Source organism: Actinocrinis sp. (genome assembly GCF_035650855.1).
GTDB lineage: Bacteria > Actinomycetota > Actinomycetes > Streptomycetales > Catenulisporaceae > Actinocrinis.
Genome location: NZ_DASRGV010000039.1, coordinates 1 through 15,790 on the forward strand (window position 1 = coordinate 1; position 15,790 = coordinate 15,790).

Annotated in this window: 13 protein-coding genes; 5 read left to right on the top strand and 8 right to left on the bottom strand. The window is 71.1% G+C overall.

Going from position 1 to position 15,790, the window contains the following annotated elements; all coding sequences use genetic code 11:
* Positions 1–274 precede the first annotated feature (274 nt).
* From VFB40_RS03445 to infC, 5 genes are all read right to left on the bottom strand, one after another.
* Positions 275–1,519: a sensor histidine kinase gene (locus VFB40_RS03445; RefSeq protein ID WP_324847789.1), complete on the bottom strand. Its 1,245-nt coding sequence runs from the start codon at positions 1,517–1,519 to the stop codon at positions 275–277.
* A gap of 247 nt (positions 1,520–1,766) precedes the next feature.
* Complete coding sequence (locus VFB40_RS03450; RefSeq protein WP_324847790.1) at positions 1,767–2,588, bottom strand: TrmH family RNA methyltransferase; 822 nt, start codon at positions 2,586–2,588, stop codon at positions 1,767–1,769.
* Between the two features lie 26 nt (positions 2,589–2,614).
* Complete coding sequence (gene rplT, locus VFB40_RS03455) at positions 2,615–3,001, bottom strand: 50S ribosomal protein L20 (RefSeq protein ID WP_324847791.1); 387 nt, start codon at positions 2,999–3,001, stop codon at positions 2,615–2,617.
* A 101-nt stretch (positions 3,002–3,102) separates the two neighbouring features.
* Positions 3,103–3,297: a 50S ribosomal protein L35 gene (gene rpmI, locus VFB40_RS03460; RefSeq protein ID WP_324847792.1), complete on the bottom strand. Its 195-nt coding sequence runs from the start codon at positions 3,295–3,297 to the stop codon at positions 3,103–3,105.
* A 107-nt stretch (positions 3,298–3,404) separates the two neighbouring features.
* Positions 3,405–4,031 (bottom strand): translation initiation factor IF-3, encoded by a 627-nt coding sequence (gene infC / locus VFB40_RS03465; protein ID WP_414642022.1) that lies wholly within the window; start codon positions 4,029–4,031, stop codon positions 3,405–3,407.
* A 420-nt stretch (positions 4,032–4,451) separates the two neighbouring features.
* Here infC and VFB40_RS03470 point away from each other — a divergent pair, with 420 nt between their 5' ends.
* A complete protein-coding gene (locus VFB40_RS03470) occupies positions 4,452–4,817 on the top strand; it encodes a DUF1844 domain-containing protein (protein ID WP_324847793.1) in 366 nt (121 codons plus the stop codon).
* A gap of 19 nt (positions 4,818–4,836) precedes the next feature.
* Here VFB40_RS03470 and VFB40_RS03475 read toward each other — a convergent pair whose 3' ends face one another.
* The 3 genes from VFB40_RS03475 to VFB40_RS03485 are packed head-to-tail and all read right to left on the bottom strand — an operon-like array spanning position 4,837 to position 7,785.
* On the bottom strand, positions 4,837–5,589 hold the full coding sequence (locus VFB40_RS03475) for an SseB family protein (RefSeq protein ID WP_324847794.1): 753 nt from the start codon (positions 5,587–5,589) through the stop codon (positions 4,837–4,839).
* 43 nt (positions 5,590–5,632) lie between these two features.
* Complete coding sequence (locus VFB40_RS03480) at positions 5,633–7,051, bottom strand: S8 family serine peptidase (protein ID WP_324847795.1); 1,419 nt, start codon at positions 7,049–7,051, stop codon at positions 5,633–5,635.
* Entirely contained in the window at positions 7,048–7,785 is a 738-nt protein-coding gene (locus VFB40_RS03485) for a hypothetical protein (protein WP_324847796.1), read from the bottom strand. Before VFB40_RS03485 ends, VFB40_RS03480 begins: the two co-directional genes overlap by 4 nt.
* Positions 7,786–8,486: 701 nt before the next feature.
* Between VFB40_RS03485 and VFB40_RS03490 the strand changes: the two genes are divergently transcribed.
* The 4 genes from VFB40_RS03490 to VFB40_RS03505 form a co-directional block, all read left to right on the top strand.
* Positions 8,487–9,680 (top strand): amino acid deaminase/aldolase, encoded by a 1,194-nt coding sequence (locus VFB40_RS03490; protein ID WP_324847797.1) that lies wholly within the window; start codon positions 8,487–8,489, stop codon positions 9,678–9,680.
* Positions 9,681–9,718: 38 nt separating this feature from the next.
* A complete protein-coding gene (locus VFB40_RS03495; protein WP_349261327.1) occupies positions 9,719–10,693 on the top strand; it encodes a 5'-3' exonuclease in 975 nt (324 codons plus the stop codon).
* Positions 10,694–10,835: 142 nt separating this feature from the next.
* The gene (locus tag VFB40_RS03500; RefSeq protein WP_324847799.1) at positions 10,836–12,677 is read left to right on the top strand and encodes a fatty acyl-AMP ligase; all 1,842 of its coding nucleotides are present in this window, start codon (positions 10,836–10,838) and stop codon (positions 12,675–12,677) included.
* On the top strand, positions 12,677–15,790 hold a 3,114-nt coding region (locus VFB40_RS03505), incomplete at its 3' end, for a type I polyketide synthase (RefSeq protein WP_324847800.1). The genes VFB40_RS03500 and VFB40_RS03505, both read left to right, overlap by 1 nt.

A 15,790-nucleotide genomic window follows, 5' to 3' on the forward strand; every position in this document is an offset into this window, starting at 1 on the left:
GCGGCCAGGGCCTCGTCGCGGGCGCGCTCGACTTCCCCGGGCTTGAGCGCTTCGACCTCGACCGGGTCGAAGGTCTTGTTCGGTGCAGACATCCGGTTGCTCTACTTCCGCTCTCCAGCGCCACGCGGGCGCGCTCGATCGGGGACTGTGCGGTACGGCGTCATGGCGCGATGCCTGGCACAGCCGCGCGGGTGCGCTCAGGCAAGCTTAGGCGGTACCAGGGGTGGGTAAGACCCGCCGACCTGATGAGGTGTGAATGAGGTGCGGTGCTCGGTCAGGCGGCGGGCACGGTAAATCGGAAGCGTGCGCCACCGGACGGAGCTGGGCCGACGGTGATCGTGCCGCCGTGTGCCTCGATAATGCCCTTGACGATGTACAGGCCAAGGCCGGTGCCGCCGCGCCTGTTACCGCGCCAGAATCTCGTGAAAACCCGGCCGAGCATCTCCGGTGGGATGCCGGGGCCTTCGTCGTCGACTGTCACCGTGACCAGGCCGGACGCGCTTTCGGCAGCGGCTGGGGCGGTCGTGGATGCGGTGGGTTCCGCGGCGTCGATCGTGACGGTTACCCGGCCGTCGCCGTGGCGTACCGCGTTCTCGAGCAGGTTGGCGAGGACCTGGCGCAGCTTGTCCGGGTCGGCGAAGACCGGCGGCGTCTCGTGCGCCGCGACGACGAGCCGGTCCTCCGGCTGTCCGGCCGCGACCATGCCTGAGATCTGGTCGCGGACCAGTTCCTCGATGTCCACGGCGTAGCGGGCCAGCTGCAGGCGGCCGGAGTCGATGCGCGCGATGTCGAGCAGTTCGGCGATCAGCCGGGTGACCCGGTCCGCGTCGGCGTCGACGGTTTCCAGCATGAGTTTGCGCTGGTCGTCGGTGAAGCGCTCCCACTTGGCCAGCAGGGTCGCGGTGAAGCCCTTCACGCTGGTGAGCGGGGAGCGCAGTTCGTGGGCGACGGTGGCGATCAGGTCGGCGTGACGGCGCTCGGCGCGGGCTCGCGCGGAGGTGTCGCGCAGGCCGACGACGACGCGCTGTACCGCCCCGTCTTCGCGCACGAACCGGGAGGTGACCAGCACGTCGCGGCCGCCGGGAAGGAGCAGGTGGGTTTCCGGCTGCCCGGTGCGGATGGCGAGGCCGCCGTACGGATCGGTGCCGTCCCACCAGCTGCGGCCTTCGAGGTCTTCCAGGGGCAGCGCGTCGGCCAGACGGTTGCCGAGCGCTGACGCGGCCTCGATTCCGGTGATCCGCACGGCGGCGCGGTTGAACACGATCACGCGGCCGTCGCGGTCGGCGATGACGACGCCGTCAGGCAGCTCGTCGTAGTCGATTCCGATGCCTTGGTTGCCGAGAATGATGCCGTCCTCCGTGGAGCGCGCTGGCGCGACACGGGAGGGACGCGCGACCGCCGGTGTCACGTCCCGCGGGGCGTAGCCGAATCCGTTGCCGTCTCCGGGCTCCAGCGCCGCGGTGGGGTCGGCCGCTGTCGGATCAGCCGCGCGCTCGACCGCGCTCGGTGCGTCCAACATCCCGCGCCCCTTTCCACGGATGGAACGATTCGCCCCGAGTAAGGAACGTCGCCCGCTGCCCATAGCCTCAGTCACCGCCGCCTGCCGTTCGGAGCCGGCAGTCGACGGGATTGGTCCGTCGATTTCGCTGTCCGGTCGCCATCATTGTCGTTCGCGCGCCGTTTCCGCCAGAGTCGCAGCCGATGCGACGTCTATGCGCCTGCGTATGCATACGCACGCGGCGTTCGCTTCGTGCACTACCTGACGCTCACGGCTCTCGACGCTGAGCGCGCGCCGATGCATACAGGCACACGGCCGCGGCGGTGGACAGGTTCAAGCTTTCCGCCCTGCCGTGGATCGGCACTCGGACCACGGCGTCGGCCAGGGTCCGAAGTCCCTCGGGCAGGCCCCAGGCCTCGTTGCCGAAGAGCCAGCAGGTGGGGGCGCGTAGCGCGCCGGAGTCGGCTTCGTCGTCGAGGTCGAGCGGACCGGTCCCGTCGGCGGCGAGAACGCGCAGGCCGGCGGCGCGGCACTGCTCGATCGCGGACTCCACTGATACGCCGATGACTATCGGGAGATGGAACAGTGAGCCGACGGACGCGCGCACGGCCTTGGGGTTGTACACGTCGACGGACTCGCCGCTGACCAGAACCGCGTCCGCTCCGGCGGCGTCGGCGGCGCGGATGACCGAGCCGACGTTTCCGGGGTCACGGACGTGCGCGAGGAGCACGACGAGGCGCGCGGGGGCGCTAAGGACATCGGAGAGCGCCGTATCGAGATACCGGCACACCGCGACCATGCCTTGCGGATGCACGGTGTCGCTCAGCGAGGCGACGACCTCGTCCGTGGTCGGCAGCAGGGCGGCTCCGGCGGCGTACGCGGCCTCGATGAGTTCGGGATGCCGGTCGGCGGCGGCCTGCGTGAAGTACAGCTCGGCGATGCCCGCCGGGTGCCCGGCCGCCTCGCGTACGGCCTGCGGGCCTTCGGCGAGGAACAGCCGCTGCTTGGCCCGGAACGAGCGAGTGGCGAGCCGCCGCGCGGCCACCACCCGGCTGGAGCGGGGGGAGGTGATCGCGGGGCGGCCCGCCACGTCGGGGGGCGTCAGCCGGTGCGCGGTCAGGCCGCGACCTTCGGCGCGTTCACGTCGGACGGCAGCGCCTTCTGGGCGACCTCGACCAGCGCGGTGAACGCCGCGGCGTCGTTGACGGCCAGGTCGGCGAGGATCTTGCGGTCCACCTCGACGCCGGCGGCCTTGAGGCCCTGGATGAAGCGGTTGTAGGTGATCCCGTTGGCGCGGGCCGCGGCGTTGATCCGCTGGATCCACAGCCGCCGGAAGTCGCCCTTGCGCTTCTTGCGGTCCCGGTAGGCGTACACCAGGGAGTGGGTGACCTGCTCCTTGGCCTTGCGGTACAGGCGCGAGCGCTGGCCGCGGTAGCCGCTGGCCTGCTCGAGGATCGCGCGGCGCTTCTTCTGGGCGTTGACCGCCCGCTTCACGCGTGCCATGTCGTTCTCAACTCCTTGCGCGGGGCGCGCGGCGGGTCGTGCGCCGCCTTTCCCCTCAGCTCGTCAGTGGTCTGTCGGCAGGTGCCGTACGGAGGCTTGGCTTACTTACCGAGCAGCCGCTTGATCTTCTTCGTGTCTGCGGGGGACGCCACGACCTCGCCGGTCACCCGGCGGGTGTAGGTGGACGGCTTGTGCTCGAGCAGGTGGCGCTTGCCGGCCTGACCGCGCTTGACCTTGCCGCTGCCGGTGAGGCGGAACCGCTTCTTGGCCCCGCTGTGGGTCTTGTTCTTCGGCATGGTGAGCCGTTCTCCTTCATTCCTCATTCGGCGCGTACGCGAGTACGCGGGGGCGGCGGCCGCGCCGCCGCCTGCCCGTGTCGCTCGGTTCTTCCTGCCGGTCCTGGCTACTGCTCGGCCGGGTCGGCCGCCGCGGCCGCGATCTCGGTCTCGGGCGCCTCCGCCTCGGCGGGGGCGTGCTCCTCGCGGTCGCGGACGCGCCCGCCGTCCTGGGCCTTGGCCGCCTTGGCGGCGCGGGCCTCGGCCATCGCCTCGACCTTCTTCTTGCGCGGTCCCAGCACCATGATCATGTTGCGCCCGTCCTGCTTGGGCGCGAACTCCACGAAGCCGAGGTCCTCGACGTCCGAGGCGAGCCGGTCGAGCAGGCGCCGCCCGAGCTCGGGCCGGGACTGCTCGCGGCCGCGGAACATGATCGTGATCTTGACCTTGTCCCCGGCGTTCAGGAACCGCACCACGTGACCCTTCTTGGTCTCGTAGTCGTGCGGATCGATCTTCGGCCGGAGCTTCATCTCCTTGATGATCGTGTGCGCCTGGTTCTTGCGCGCCTCACGGGCCTTCATCGCGGACTCGTACTTGTACTTGCCGTAGTCCATGAGCTTGGCCACCGGCGGGCGACCGGTCGGCACGATCTCGACCAGGTCCAGATCGGCCTCCTGGGCCAGACGCAGGGCATCCTGGATCGCCACGATCCCGACCTGCTGGCCGTCGGGTCCGACCAGGCGCACTTCGGGCACCCGGATCCGGTCGTTAATGCGGGGTTCGGCGCTGATGGGGCCTCCTAGGTTGAAGCCGGCCGGTACGGCGAGCCGTGAGCCGTCCGACCGTATGGCGGTACGGTTGGGAGCCCGCACCGCCTTAATCCACTGAAGGGCGCGCGAAGATAACGCGACCCGTACCGGCAAACAAAAAAGCCCCGCATGTATTCCATGCAGAGCTCCACCAACCGGGGCATCTACAAACGCAGACGCCACACAACGGAACGCACAGGGCTATCCGTCGTGCTCGGGACCGTTACCCGTCGGCCGCTTAGTCGATCGGGTGGGAGGTGGGCCCTCCACTTGCGGACTGCCGACGCGCTTGAGGCACGTCAACAGTCGGTCGCTGGCGTCAAGGGTACCACCTTCGCGGAGGGGATCCATACGTAAGATCAAGACATGAGTCAGACGAACCCCGCCGCCGACGGCCTGCCCTTGCCCCGAGATCTGGCCGAGGTGCCGGCGGTCGAGGTGATCGCGACGCTGGCGGTGCACCTGATGACGGCGGCCGCGGTGCAACTGGGTCTCGGCGAACCGGCTCCGGACGGGAGTGCGCATCCCGCCGATCTGGACGAGGCACGCAAGCTGATCACCGCTCTGGCGGGCCTGGTCACGGCCGCTGCTCCGGAGATCGGTTCGCAGCACGCGGCACCGCTGCGGGACGGATTGCGGACTCTGCAGCTGGCTTTCCGCGAGGCGTCGCTGGTGCCGGATCCGCCTGGCGCGGCACCCGGTGAGAAGCTGACCGGACCGGTGCTGCCTTAGCGCGAGCTGCCGCGTTCAGCTACGGCGCGGCGACAATTGACAGGCCGTCACCCAACCGGTCACGCAGCAACGGGTCGGCGGAGATCGCTTCCGCGACGACGCGCAGCGGCTCGGTGAGGGTCTGCGGGTCGATCCCAGGCTTGAATCCGAGTTCGAGAACCGCCCCCTCGGCGAACGCACCAACGCGCGCGCTCTCCAGCGCGTCGGCGACCTCGGGCACCGAGCGGAGCACGACGAGCAGCGCCGCGACCACCTCCTTGTCGGAGTCCGGCGGCGTCGGCACCCGGCCGCGGGCGAAGGCGCGCAGGGCGGCTCCGGCGAGTTCGAACTGCTCGTCGGTGCCGAGGTCGAGCAGCAGCACGTCCGCCTCCTCCTGGAGGGCGGCGGCCGCGGCCTTCTCGATCGAGACCGGCACGGGCCTGGCGGCCGGGAAGCCGGCGGTCGCGCCCCACACCGCGAGCTTCTCGGTCGAGGTGAACACCGGCACGCCCTTCGCACCGTCGGAGGCGACGAGCGTGACCAGGGCCATTTCGCTGTCCTTGTCGCGGCGCAGCTCGGCGCCGCCGACTCCGGTCCCGGCGGCTTCGCTCTCGCCGAGGAGCGCGACGACCGGGGCGAGCACGCGCTTGCGGGCGAGGACCGGGTAGAGGGCGTAGCGGTCGAGCTCGCCGCGGTGGTGCGCGGCGAGCGCCTGCGTCAGCATTTCGTCGGCTGAGCCGTCGTCGCCTTCGAAGCCGGTCGGTTGGAGCGTACGGCCGCGGAAGTCAGTCACCCGTTGAGCTTAGCCATCCGCGGTGGGCACCGGTCCCCTTCGCCTAGTTCGGCGGTGTCGGCGGGGTCAGCGGCGGGCCGGCCGGCGGTTGTTGCGGTAACTGTTGTTGCGGCGGCTGCTGGGGCGGGTACTGAGGCTGGAGCGGTGGCGGGGCCGCTGCCGGAGTGGTGCCGTATTGAGGCGCGTAGGGCTGCGGATAGAGCGGGGCGGGCGGAAGCGAAGCGAGAGCTTCCCGGCGGGCCCGGCGCAGCATGACGAAAGCGATCGCACCGGCCGCCGCGAGCAGCACGATGCCGCCCACGACCGCGCGTGAGAGCGCGCCGAAGGAGGGCGCGGCCTCGCTGACCACGGTGGCCTGGCCGTAGCCGAAGTGGCCGCTGGCCGGTCCGGCGTTGGCTCCGGCAGGCGTCTCGGCTACCGCTTTCGTCGCGCTGGCTTCCTTGAGGGCGGCAACCGGGTCCACAATGCCGAAGCCGAGCCGGTCGTCGCGGCCGCCGGCGGGCTTGTCGCGCGCCGTGCTTTCGAGGATGTCGCGGATTTGGGCGGGGCTGAGCGCGTGGTTTTCCGCCTTCAGCAGCGCGACAATGCCCGCGACGTACGCGGTGGCCTGGCTGGTGCCGTCGCCGAGCAGGTACTCGTCGTCACTGGCCGCCGCGTCGCAGGGCAGGTTGACGCCGGGGGCCGCGACCGAGACGTCCCAGCTGGTCGTGGAGAACGCGGCGTGACGTCCGGCGGAGTCCACCGCGGCGACGCTGATCACGCCGCGTTCGGCGCCCGGGAACTGGATCGCGTTGCCCTTGTCCGCCGAGTTGCCCGCCGCCGCCACGACGACGACGTTGTGGTCGAGCGCGTAGCGGATGGCGTCGGCCTCGGGCGTGGAGTCGGTGTCCGCGCCGGCGTCGCTGCCGCCGAGCGACATCGATATCACCTGGGCACCGTGGTCCACCGCGTACCGGATGCCGTCGGAGATCGGCGTGCTGCTCTTGGTGGGTTGGTTTATGTCGGGAGCGTCGTCGTCGCGGATAACGCGCACGGACAGTACGTGAGCGGCCGGCGCGATCCCGAGCATCCCGTTGGCTCCGCCACGGCCGTGCCCGGCGATGATCGAGGCCATGCAGGTTCCGTGCTCGCCCCAGCCGGTGTTGCCGGGGTGCTCGCTCCCGCCGGCGTAGTCGGGTCCGGTGGTGACTTGGCCGGTCAGGTCGGCTCGGCTGGTCATGACGCCGGAGTCGAGGAGCGCGACGGTGACGCCGGAGCCGGTGCTGATCCGGTTGGCGGCGGAGGCGTCGAGGAAGGCGAGCGGCCATTCCCGGTCACGGATGTCGTCCGCGCGGGCCGGCGCGGCGGTGGCGAAGGTGTACGTGGCGAGGCAGCCGAGCGCGGCGGCGGCTGACGCGAACCGGCGCGTGCTGCGAGTCCGGACGCTTCCGGTGCGCGGTTGCGCGAGGACGCGGCGCGTCATGAGGCACCGTCCTGAGAATCCTGGATCCGGGTGGAGAGCAGGTCTTGGATCGCTGCCGGGAGGTCCCCGGCGACCTGCACGGCCGGCGAGCTGGAGCTGAGCGCAGAGCCGGAACTGGCGGCCATGGCGGCGGCGCCCGGTCCGCTGCGTCCGTCGGTGAATCCGGCGACCGCGTACACCAGATAGGTGCCGTCCGAGGACGCCTGCGATTGCCAGGTGACCCGCTGCGCGTCGGTGAACTGGGCAGCGATCGTGCGCGGTACCGGGTACGCGTGCGGCATCATCGCCGCGTTGTTCGCGTTCGAGTCCGGGGTCCACGTCTGGAAGAAGCGCAGCCGGTCGGCGACGCTTCCGCTGAGCACGACGATCCCGACTGTGGCCGTGACGGTTTGGGTGCGGTCGGCGTAGGTGGCCGAGAGCACGTGCGTGCACTTGGTGGGTGCCAGCTCGCGGGTGAAGGCGGCCGGGAGCTTGGCGCAGGACTCGTCGGGGTCGATGCCGAGCCTCAGGTAGGTCTCGGTGCCCTCACGTTTGATCGAGGTGGGCAGGAGTTGCTCGACGGTGGCGGACCGCCAGACGGCGCGCGCGGCCTCGTCTTGGGCTGCTGCGCCGCTCGTGCGTTTCGCGGCGGCGCCGCCCGAGGGTTGCGCCATGACGAGGCCGACCGCGAGGGCGAGCACCGCGATGACGACGATCGCCGAGGCGATGGCGAGCGTGCGGCGAGGCAGGGACACCTTGGGTTGCGCAGGCGGCAGTGGGGCTTGGGCTCCCCAGCCGTAGAACGGCTGCTGCGGGTACGCCGGAGGTTGCGGGTAACCGGCCGGGGGCTGCGGAGAGGCGCCTGGTGGCTGCGGGTAACCGGCGGGAGGTTGAGGGTACGCGGCCGAAGGCTGCGGTTGCCCTTGCGGATACAGCTGCGGTTGCGGCTGTCCTTGCGGATACGGGTACTGCGGCGGCCGGGGCGACGCGGAGGGCGATTGTGCTTGCGTCGGCTGGGGCGACGCGGAGGGCGGCTGGGGGTACTGCGGTTGTGCCTGCGGCGGCTGAGCGTACGGCGTTTGTGCAAGCGGCGGCGGCGCGGGAGCGGGGGCCGGCGTCTGGGTGACTTCGGCGATATCCAGCCCTGCGACGCCCTCGGGCCCCACTTCGACGACCTCGGCTATTTCCGCCCGGGTCGCCTCAGGCCGACCCGGCTCGCCCTCGTGCGCCCAGTGCGCGCCCCGGGAGGTCCCCGGGTCGTCCGCTGCCATGGTCGCCCCCAGTTCTGTCACCCGGCTCGCCGGGCCGCGGCTTTGATCAGGTTGAACCTTAGTGCACCCCTCCGGCGGCCGACAGCGGGACGAGACCGGCCGCCCGGCGAAGGTCACCAGGTCGAGACCTTTCCGGGATCTAATCGGTCTTACCCGGGCGACCCGGGTATGGAAGGGTTCGGAGCGTGACCGACCTGGACCGCCTGAACCACGCCACCGCGCACTTGGATCCTCCGTTGGCGGTCGTGGACTTGGCGGCGCTGCGCTACAACGCGACAGAGCTGGTCAGAAGGGCCGGGGGCAAGCGGATCAGGGTCGCGACGAAGTCGGTGCGCAGCCGCGAGGTGCTGCGCGCGGTGCTCGCGCTCGAGGGCTTCCGCGGTCTTCTGGCCTTTACCCTGCCCGAGGCGTTGTGGCTGGCCGGGTCAGGGTTCGATGACATTCTGGTCGGCTATCCGACGGTGGACCGGGCGGCGCTGCGGCGGCTGGCCGCGGACGCCCGCACCGCCGACACCGTCACCCTCATGATCGACTCCGTCGAGCAGCTCGACCTGATCGAGAAGGCGACCGCCGACGTGCCGGACGCCGCGCCGATCCGGGTCTGCGTGGACATCGACGCCTCGTGGCGGCCACTGGGTGGTCGGGTGCGTATCGGGGCGCGCCGCTCGCCGCTGCACTCCCCCGCCGCGGTCGCCGCGGTGGCCCGGGAGGCCGCGGACCGGCACGGATTCCGGCTGGTCGGGCTGATGGCGTACGAGGCGCAGATCGCGGGCGTGGGTGACGCGCCGCCCGGACGACCGGCGCGCGGGTTCGCGGTACGCGCGATGCAACGCGGCAGCGCGGCGGAACTGGCCGAGCGGCGGGCGGCGATCGTGGCGGCGGTCAAGGAGATAGCGCAGCTGGAGTTCGTGAACGGGGGCGGCACCGGCTCGGTGGAGCGGACGGCTGCAGAGGAGTCGGTGACCGAGATCGGCGCGGGCTCCGGTCTGTTCCTGCCGCGCCTGTTCGACGGCTATCGGATGGTGACCGGGCGCCCGGCGGCCATGTTCGCGCTGCCTGTGGTACGGCGGCCAGGTCTCGGCGTGGTGACGGTGCTGGGCGGCGGGTACATCGCCTCAGGCCCACCTGGCACCGACCGGTTACCGCAGCCCTACCTGCCTGCTGGCCTGCGCTATGACCCGCAGGAGGCGGCCGGGGAAGTTCAGACCCCGCTGCTCGGCGACGATGCGAACAACCTGGCGGTCGGTGACCGGGTGTGGTTCCGGCATGCGAAGGCCGGTGAGCTGTGTGAGCGCTTCGCCGACCTGCACCTCATCCAGGGCGACTCCGTTACCGCGACGGTGCCGACGTACCGCGGCGAGGGACGCACATTCCTGTAGGTGGCGTGTGGGAAGCTGATCCGGTGGCTGACCGGCTGATGCTTCTCGACACCCCGACGCTCTACTTCCGGGCGTATTTCGGCCTACCCGAATCCATCACCGCTCCGGACGGAATGCCGGTCAACGCGGTACGCGGCACGGTGGATTTCATCTCCGCGCTGGTCACGGCGTACCGGCCGGACCGGCTGATCGCATGCTTCGACGCGGACTGGCGGCCCGCGTTCCGGGTCGCGGCGATCCCGTCGTACAAGGCGCACCGGGTACTGGAAGTGGCGGCGGAAGCCCCGGCAGGAGCGGGTCCGAGTGCCGACGCGAACGCGAAGGAAGGCGCCGAGCGACCGGTGAGCGCGTCCGTCGAGGTCGTGCCGGACACGCTCAGTCCGCAGGTCCCGGTGCTTGAGGCAGTGCTTGACGCGTTCGGGATCGCGCGCGGCTGGGCGGATCAGTTCGAGGCCGACGACGCCATCGCCGCCTACGCCGCGGCGCACGACGGTCCGGTGGACGTGGTGACCGGAGACCGGGACATGTACCAGCTCGTCGACGACGAGCGCGAGGTACGAGTGCTGAACATCGCGCGCGGTGTCTCCAAGCTCGAAGTCGTCGACGACAGCACGCTGATCACCAAGTACGGCATCGCGGGGCGCGGCTACGCGGACTTCGCGACGCTGCGCGGCGATCCGAGCGACGGCCTGCCGGGCGTCGCCGGGATCGGGGAGAAGAGCGCGGCCGCGCTGGTCGCCGAGTTCGGCTCGCTGGAGGGCATCCTCGCCGCGCTCGACGATCCGGGTTCCGCGCTCAAGGCGGCCGCGCGCAAGCGCCTTGACGCGGCCCGCGCGTATCTGGCCGTCGCGCCGCAGGTCGTGCGGGTGCGAGCCGACGCGCCGACGGTGCCGGTGGACTCCCGGCTCCCCTCGTCTGCGGCGGATCCGGACGGGTTGGAGGCGCTGGCCGAGCGGTTCGGGCTGGGCAGTCCGGTCAAGCGGCTGCGTAAGACACTGGCCGGCGCGCCCTAGCTCTGTCACACCGCGGGCGGCCCGCCTAGGCATATCGGGCGAACCGTCGTCACCCGTTCAGTCATGAGGTGATGCGCGAAGACGACGCACTGTGTTGACCTGTTGAGGTCAACGCGTCGTCTACTGTTGCGCTGGAGCGTGCATGCCTTCTGATTCCGCGCTCTCGTCGGATCCGGCCAATACGGATCGGCTGCTCGTCGAACGGCTGCGCCGGCTGGCCGCCGAGCGTGCGCACCAGCGTGCCTTCACTTTCGTGGACTACCCCGAGCCGGACTCGCCGGGCCGCCATCGCACCCTGACGTGGAGTCAGCTGCTCGCGCGGGCCGAGGCGGTGGCGATTCAACTCGCTGATGTAGTCCGACCGGGTGATCGCGCGGCGCTGCTGCTACCGCAAGGGCTCGACTATGTGGCAGCCTTCCTCGGCTGCCTGATGGCGCGCGTGGTGGCGGTGCCGCTGTTCCCGCCGGACCTGCCCGGTCACGAGGACCGGATCGCCGCGGTGCTCGATGACTGCGAACCGGCGTGCGCGCTCGTCACTGCCGAGAGTGCCCGTGCGACGCAGGGCTCTGCGGCAGCGGTGCTCTCGGCCGGATTGCCACTGGTCCGAGTGGACGACGCGGCTCGCGTGTCCGGCACCGCCGCTGTGTGGCCGGGGACGACGGAGCCTGATCCGGAGGACGTCGCGTATCTGCAGTACACCTCTGGTTCGACGCGGACCCCGGCGGGCGTGATGATCACCCACCGCAATGTGGTGGCGAACGCGTTGCAGGGCGTGGCCGCGTTCGACATCGGGAACGGTCCGACCACCGCGGTGGCCTGGCTGCCGCTGTTCCACGACATGGGCCTGGTGCTGAGCATCGCGACCCCGCTGGTGGCCGGCTTCCCCTCGGTGCTGATGGACCCGGTGGCGTTCCTGGAACGGCCGGAGCGGTGGCTGCGGCTGCTGGGCCAGTTCCCCGGCGCGCTGTCCGCGGCCCCGAACTTCGCCTACGAGTACTGCGTCGCCCGGGTCGCCGCCGAGCAGCTCGGCGAGGTGCGGCTGGACCGAGTACGTGCCCTGGTCAACGGCAGCGAGCCGGTGCGGATCGAGACCCTTCGCCGCTTCCGCCAGGCGTTCGCGGGCGTGGGGCTGCGCGCGCAGGCGCTGTGCCCGTCGTACGGTCTGGCGGAGGCGACGGTCTTCGTGACCACCGACGGTCCGCAGGCGGCCCCGCGCGAGCTGGTCTGCAGGCGTGACGCGCTCGCGGACGGCCTCATCGCGGCGGCGACGGACCGGCCGGTCGCAGCGGGCGACGGTTTCGATCAGCCCGCTTTTGATCAGCACACTGACGCTCGTGACGATGTCGTCTCGCTGGTCGCCTGCGGTCTTCCGGCGAGCCAGGAGCTTCTGATCATCGATCCAGTGACGAAGCTGCCGCTGCCGCAGGAAGCCGTCGGCGAGATCGTGCTGCGCGGGCCCAACATCGGTGTGGGCTATTGGCGGCGACCGCAGCAGAGCGCTGAGACCTTTGGCCTCGTGCTGCCGGGCACCGGCGACCGGCCCTGGCTGCGCACCGGAGACCTCGGCGCGCTGCACGACGGCCGGCTGCTGGTCACCGGGCGGCTCAAGGATCTGCTGATCGTCGACGGCCGCAACCACTACCCGCAGGACATCGAGGAGAGCATTCAGAGCGCCCTCTCGTCGGTCCGGAAGGGCCGCGTCGCGGTCTTCGGCGTCCCGCAGGATGACAGGGAGCTGATCGTGGCCGTCGCCGAGCACCGCCGAGACCTCATGCCCGATGAGGCACTGCGCGAGGAGGCGGATCGAGCGGCCCGGGCCCGGGTTTCCATCGCCCACGGACTGCGGCTGGACCAGCTCGTGCTCGTCCCACCGGGCAGCGTGCCGCGCACGTCGAGCGGCAAGGTGTCGCGCAGCGCGTGCCGGCTCGCGTTCTTGAGGGGCGAATACGACGGCTGTCTCGCCAGGCAACCGGAGCGTGTCTGATGGGCCCGGCCGATCCGGCCGGGTCGGTCCGCCGCCTGGTGACGGACCGGCTGCGCGAGTGGCACGGCGTCGATCCGGCTCAGGTGGCGCCGGACCGGCCGCTCGCGGAGCTGGGGCTCACCTCGCGCGACGCGGTCGCGCTGGCCGCCGAGATCAGTGAACTGACAGGTTGCGCGCTGCCGGCGACGCTGCTGTGGGAAGCCCCGACGTTGGACTCGCTGACGCGCTTCGTCGCAGCGGCGGCGACGGCTTCGTCTGATTCGGGCGCCGCAGTTCGTGCGCCGCAAACCCTTCCTGCGGCAGGTAAGGCCGCCCTCGACGCGCACCGTGCGGCAGGTATCGCCGTGGTCGGGATCGGCTGCCGGTTGCCGGGCGGAGTGCGCTCCCCGGAGGCGTTCTGGCGGTTGTTGCTCGACGGCGTCGATGCGGTCGGTACGTTGCCGGAGGGACGGTGGGAGGGATTCGCAGCACCCGATGATCCGGCTCTGAGCCAGGTCAACCGACATGGCGGATTCCTTGACGATGTCGCCGGATTCGATGCCGCGTTCTTCGGTATCGCGCCGAGTGAGGCCGCCGCGATGGACCCGCAGCAGCGGCTGCTGCTGGAGGTGGCCCGCGAAAGCCTTGACCATGCGGCGATCCCGGCGGCGGCGCTCGCCGGCAGCCGTACCGGCGTGTTCGTGGGAATCAGCGGGAACGAATACGCGCGGCTGACCACGACGGAGCTCGATCGGGTCGAAGCCTGGAGCGCGCCGGGGGCGGCGTTGAGCATCGCGGCGAACCGCCTGTCCTATGCGCTGGATCTGCGCGGACCGAGTCTCGCCGTGGACACCGCGTGCTCGTCGTCGCTGGTCGCCGTCCATCACGCGGTACGCAGCCTGACGAGCGGGGAGTGTCACACCGCGCTTGCCGCCGGTGTCAACGTTCTGCTCTCCCCCGCCCTCACGCTGAGCTTTCAGCGGGCCGGTGCGCTCGCGCCCGACGGGCGCTGCAAGACGTTCGACGCGGCCGCCGACGGGATGGTGCGGGCGGAGGGCTGCGCGGTCGTCGTGCTGCGCCGTCTCGCGGACGCCGAGGCTGCGGGCGATCGCGTGCTCGCGGTCATCCGGGCCAGCGCGGTCAACTCGGACGGCCGCTCGAACGGTCTGCTCGCCCCGAATGCCGAGGCTCAGCGGGCGCTGCTCGCGGACGTGTACGGCGAACACGGTACAGATATCTATGGTGCTCAGGTCGACTACGTGGAAGCGCACGGAACAGGCACTGCGCTCGGCGATCCGGTCGAGGCCGGTGCCCTCGGTGCTGTTCTGGGCGGTTCACGCAGCCTCGACCAACCGCTTCTGATCGGCTCGGTGAAGACGAACCTCGGGCACCTCGAAGCGGCGGCCGGAATCGCCGGGCTGATCAAGACGGTGCTGGCGTTGCATCACGGCGTGCTGCCCCCGCAATTGCACTTCACCGCGCCAAGTCCGCACATCGATTTCGACGCGCAGCGGCTGCGCGTCGTCACCGAGCCGGAACCCTGGCCCAGGTACTCGGGTACTGCCACAGCGGGCGTCTCAGCTTTCGGATTCGGCGGCACCAACGCGCACGTGCTGCTTCAGGAATATCGGCCGAAGCGGACGGTCCGCCGCGCGCCTGCGCCGAGCGGCCAGCGCAACGCTGAGCCCGCGGCGGTCACCGCGAACTCGATCGCGCCGTCCGTGCTGCCGCTCGACGCACCGACCCCGGAGCGACTGCGCGAGGACGCGGCGGACCTCGCCGCCTGGCTCGATTCGCCGCGCGGTCAGGCGGCCGGCCTGCCGAACGTCGGGCACACTCTCGCCGGGCGCCTCGGCAAGGGCCGGCACCGAATCGCCGTCGTCGCGAGGTCCGGCGACGAGGTGGTCAGAGCCCTGACGAAGTTCGCTGAGAACCAGCCGCATCCCGGTGTCACCAGTGGATCGGTGGGCGCGGGCCGGTCCGGAGCGGTCTGGGTGTTCTCCGGCTACGGCTCACAGTGGTCTGGCATGACGCGTCGCCTGCTCGGCACTGAGCCGGCCTTTGCCGCGGCGATCGACCAGCTCGAACCGCTGCTGCGCTCGCACGCGGGCTTGTCGCTGCGCTCGCATCTGCAGCCCGGCGCCGACCTTTCTCGGACGGCGATCGTGCAGCCGGTGCTGTTCGGGGTGCAGGTCGCGCTGGCCGAACTGTGGCGGGCGCACGGATTGCGACCGGCCGCGGTGATCGGGCATTCGATGGGAGAGGTCGCGGCGGCCGTCGTGGCCGGCGCCGTGGACCTCGAGGACGGCGCGCGGATCATCGCGGCGCGCTCCCGCCTGCTCGAAGGGCTCTCCGGCGGGGCGATGGCCGTCGTCGATCGCGCACCGGAGGACATCGAACGGCTCGCTGAGGTTCTGCCCAGCCTGCGCGTGGCGGTGCATTCGTCGCCGCGGCAGTGCGTCGTCGCTGGAACGTCAGGCGACGTGGAACAACTCGTCCAGTCGGTCAGCGAGGACGGCGGCACCGCGCGTCCGCTGCACGTGACCGCAGCCGGTCACACGCCGCAGGTGGAGCCGCTGCTCGAACCATTCCTTGCCGAGATCGGCACGGTGACCGCGCGGCGGCCCGCGTGTCCGCTGTATACGACCGTCGAGGACGACCCGCGCGGCGACTACATTCTCGATTCCGCATACTGGGCGCGGAATCTGCGTCAGCCGGTGCGCTTCCAGCAAGCGGTGATGGCCGCTGCCGAGGACGGTTACCGGACCTTCGTCGAGGTCTCGCCGCACCCGACCCAGATTTATCCGATCACTGAGACGCTCGGCGCGTCAGCGATCGATGACGCCGTGCTGGTGCCGACGCTGCGCCGCGACACCGATGACGCCACGACGTTCCGGCTGGCGGTCGCGACCATGCTGGCGAACGGTTTGCTGGATCCGGTCACCGTCCGGCGCTCGCTGCATCCCGGCGCTCAGGTGATCGACCTGCCCTCGCCGCGCTGGCGGCACCAGAGGTTCTGGGCCACAGCGCCCCTTCCGGTGTGCGCGCCGGCCAACAGCGCGGCTACGACGCAGCCGCCTGCCGAGCAGCGCCCGGCCAGGCCCGTGGACCGGCTGCGCGCGTGCGTCGGGCAG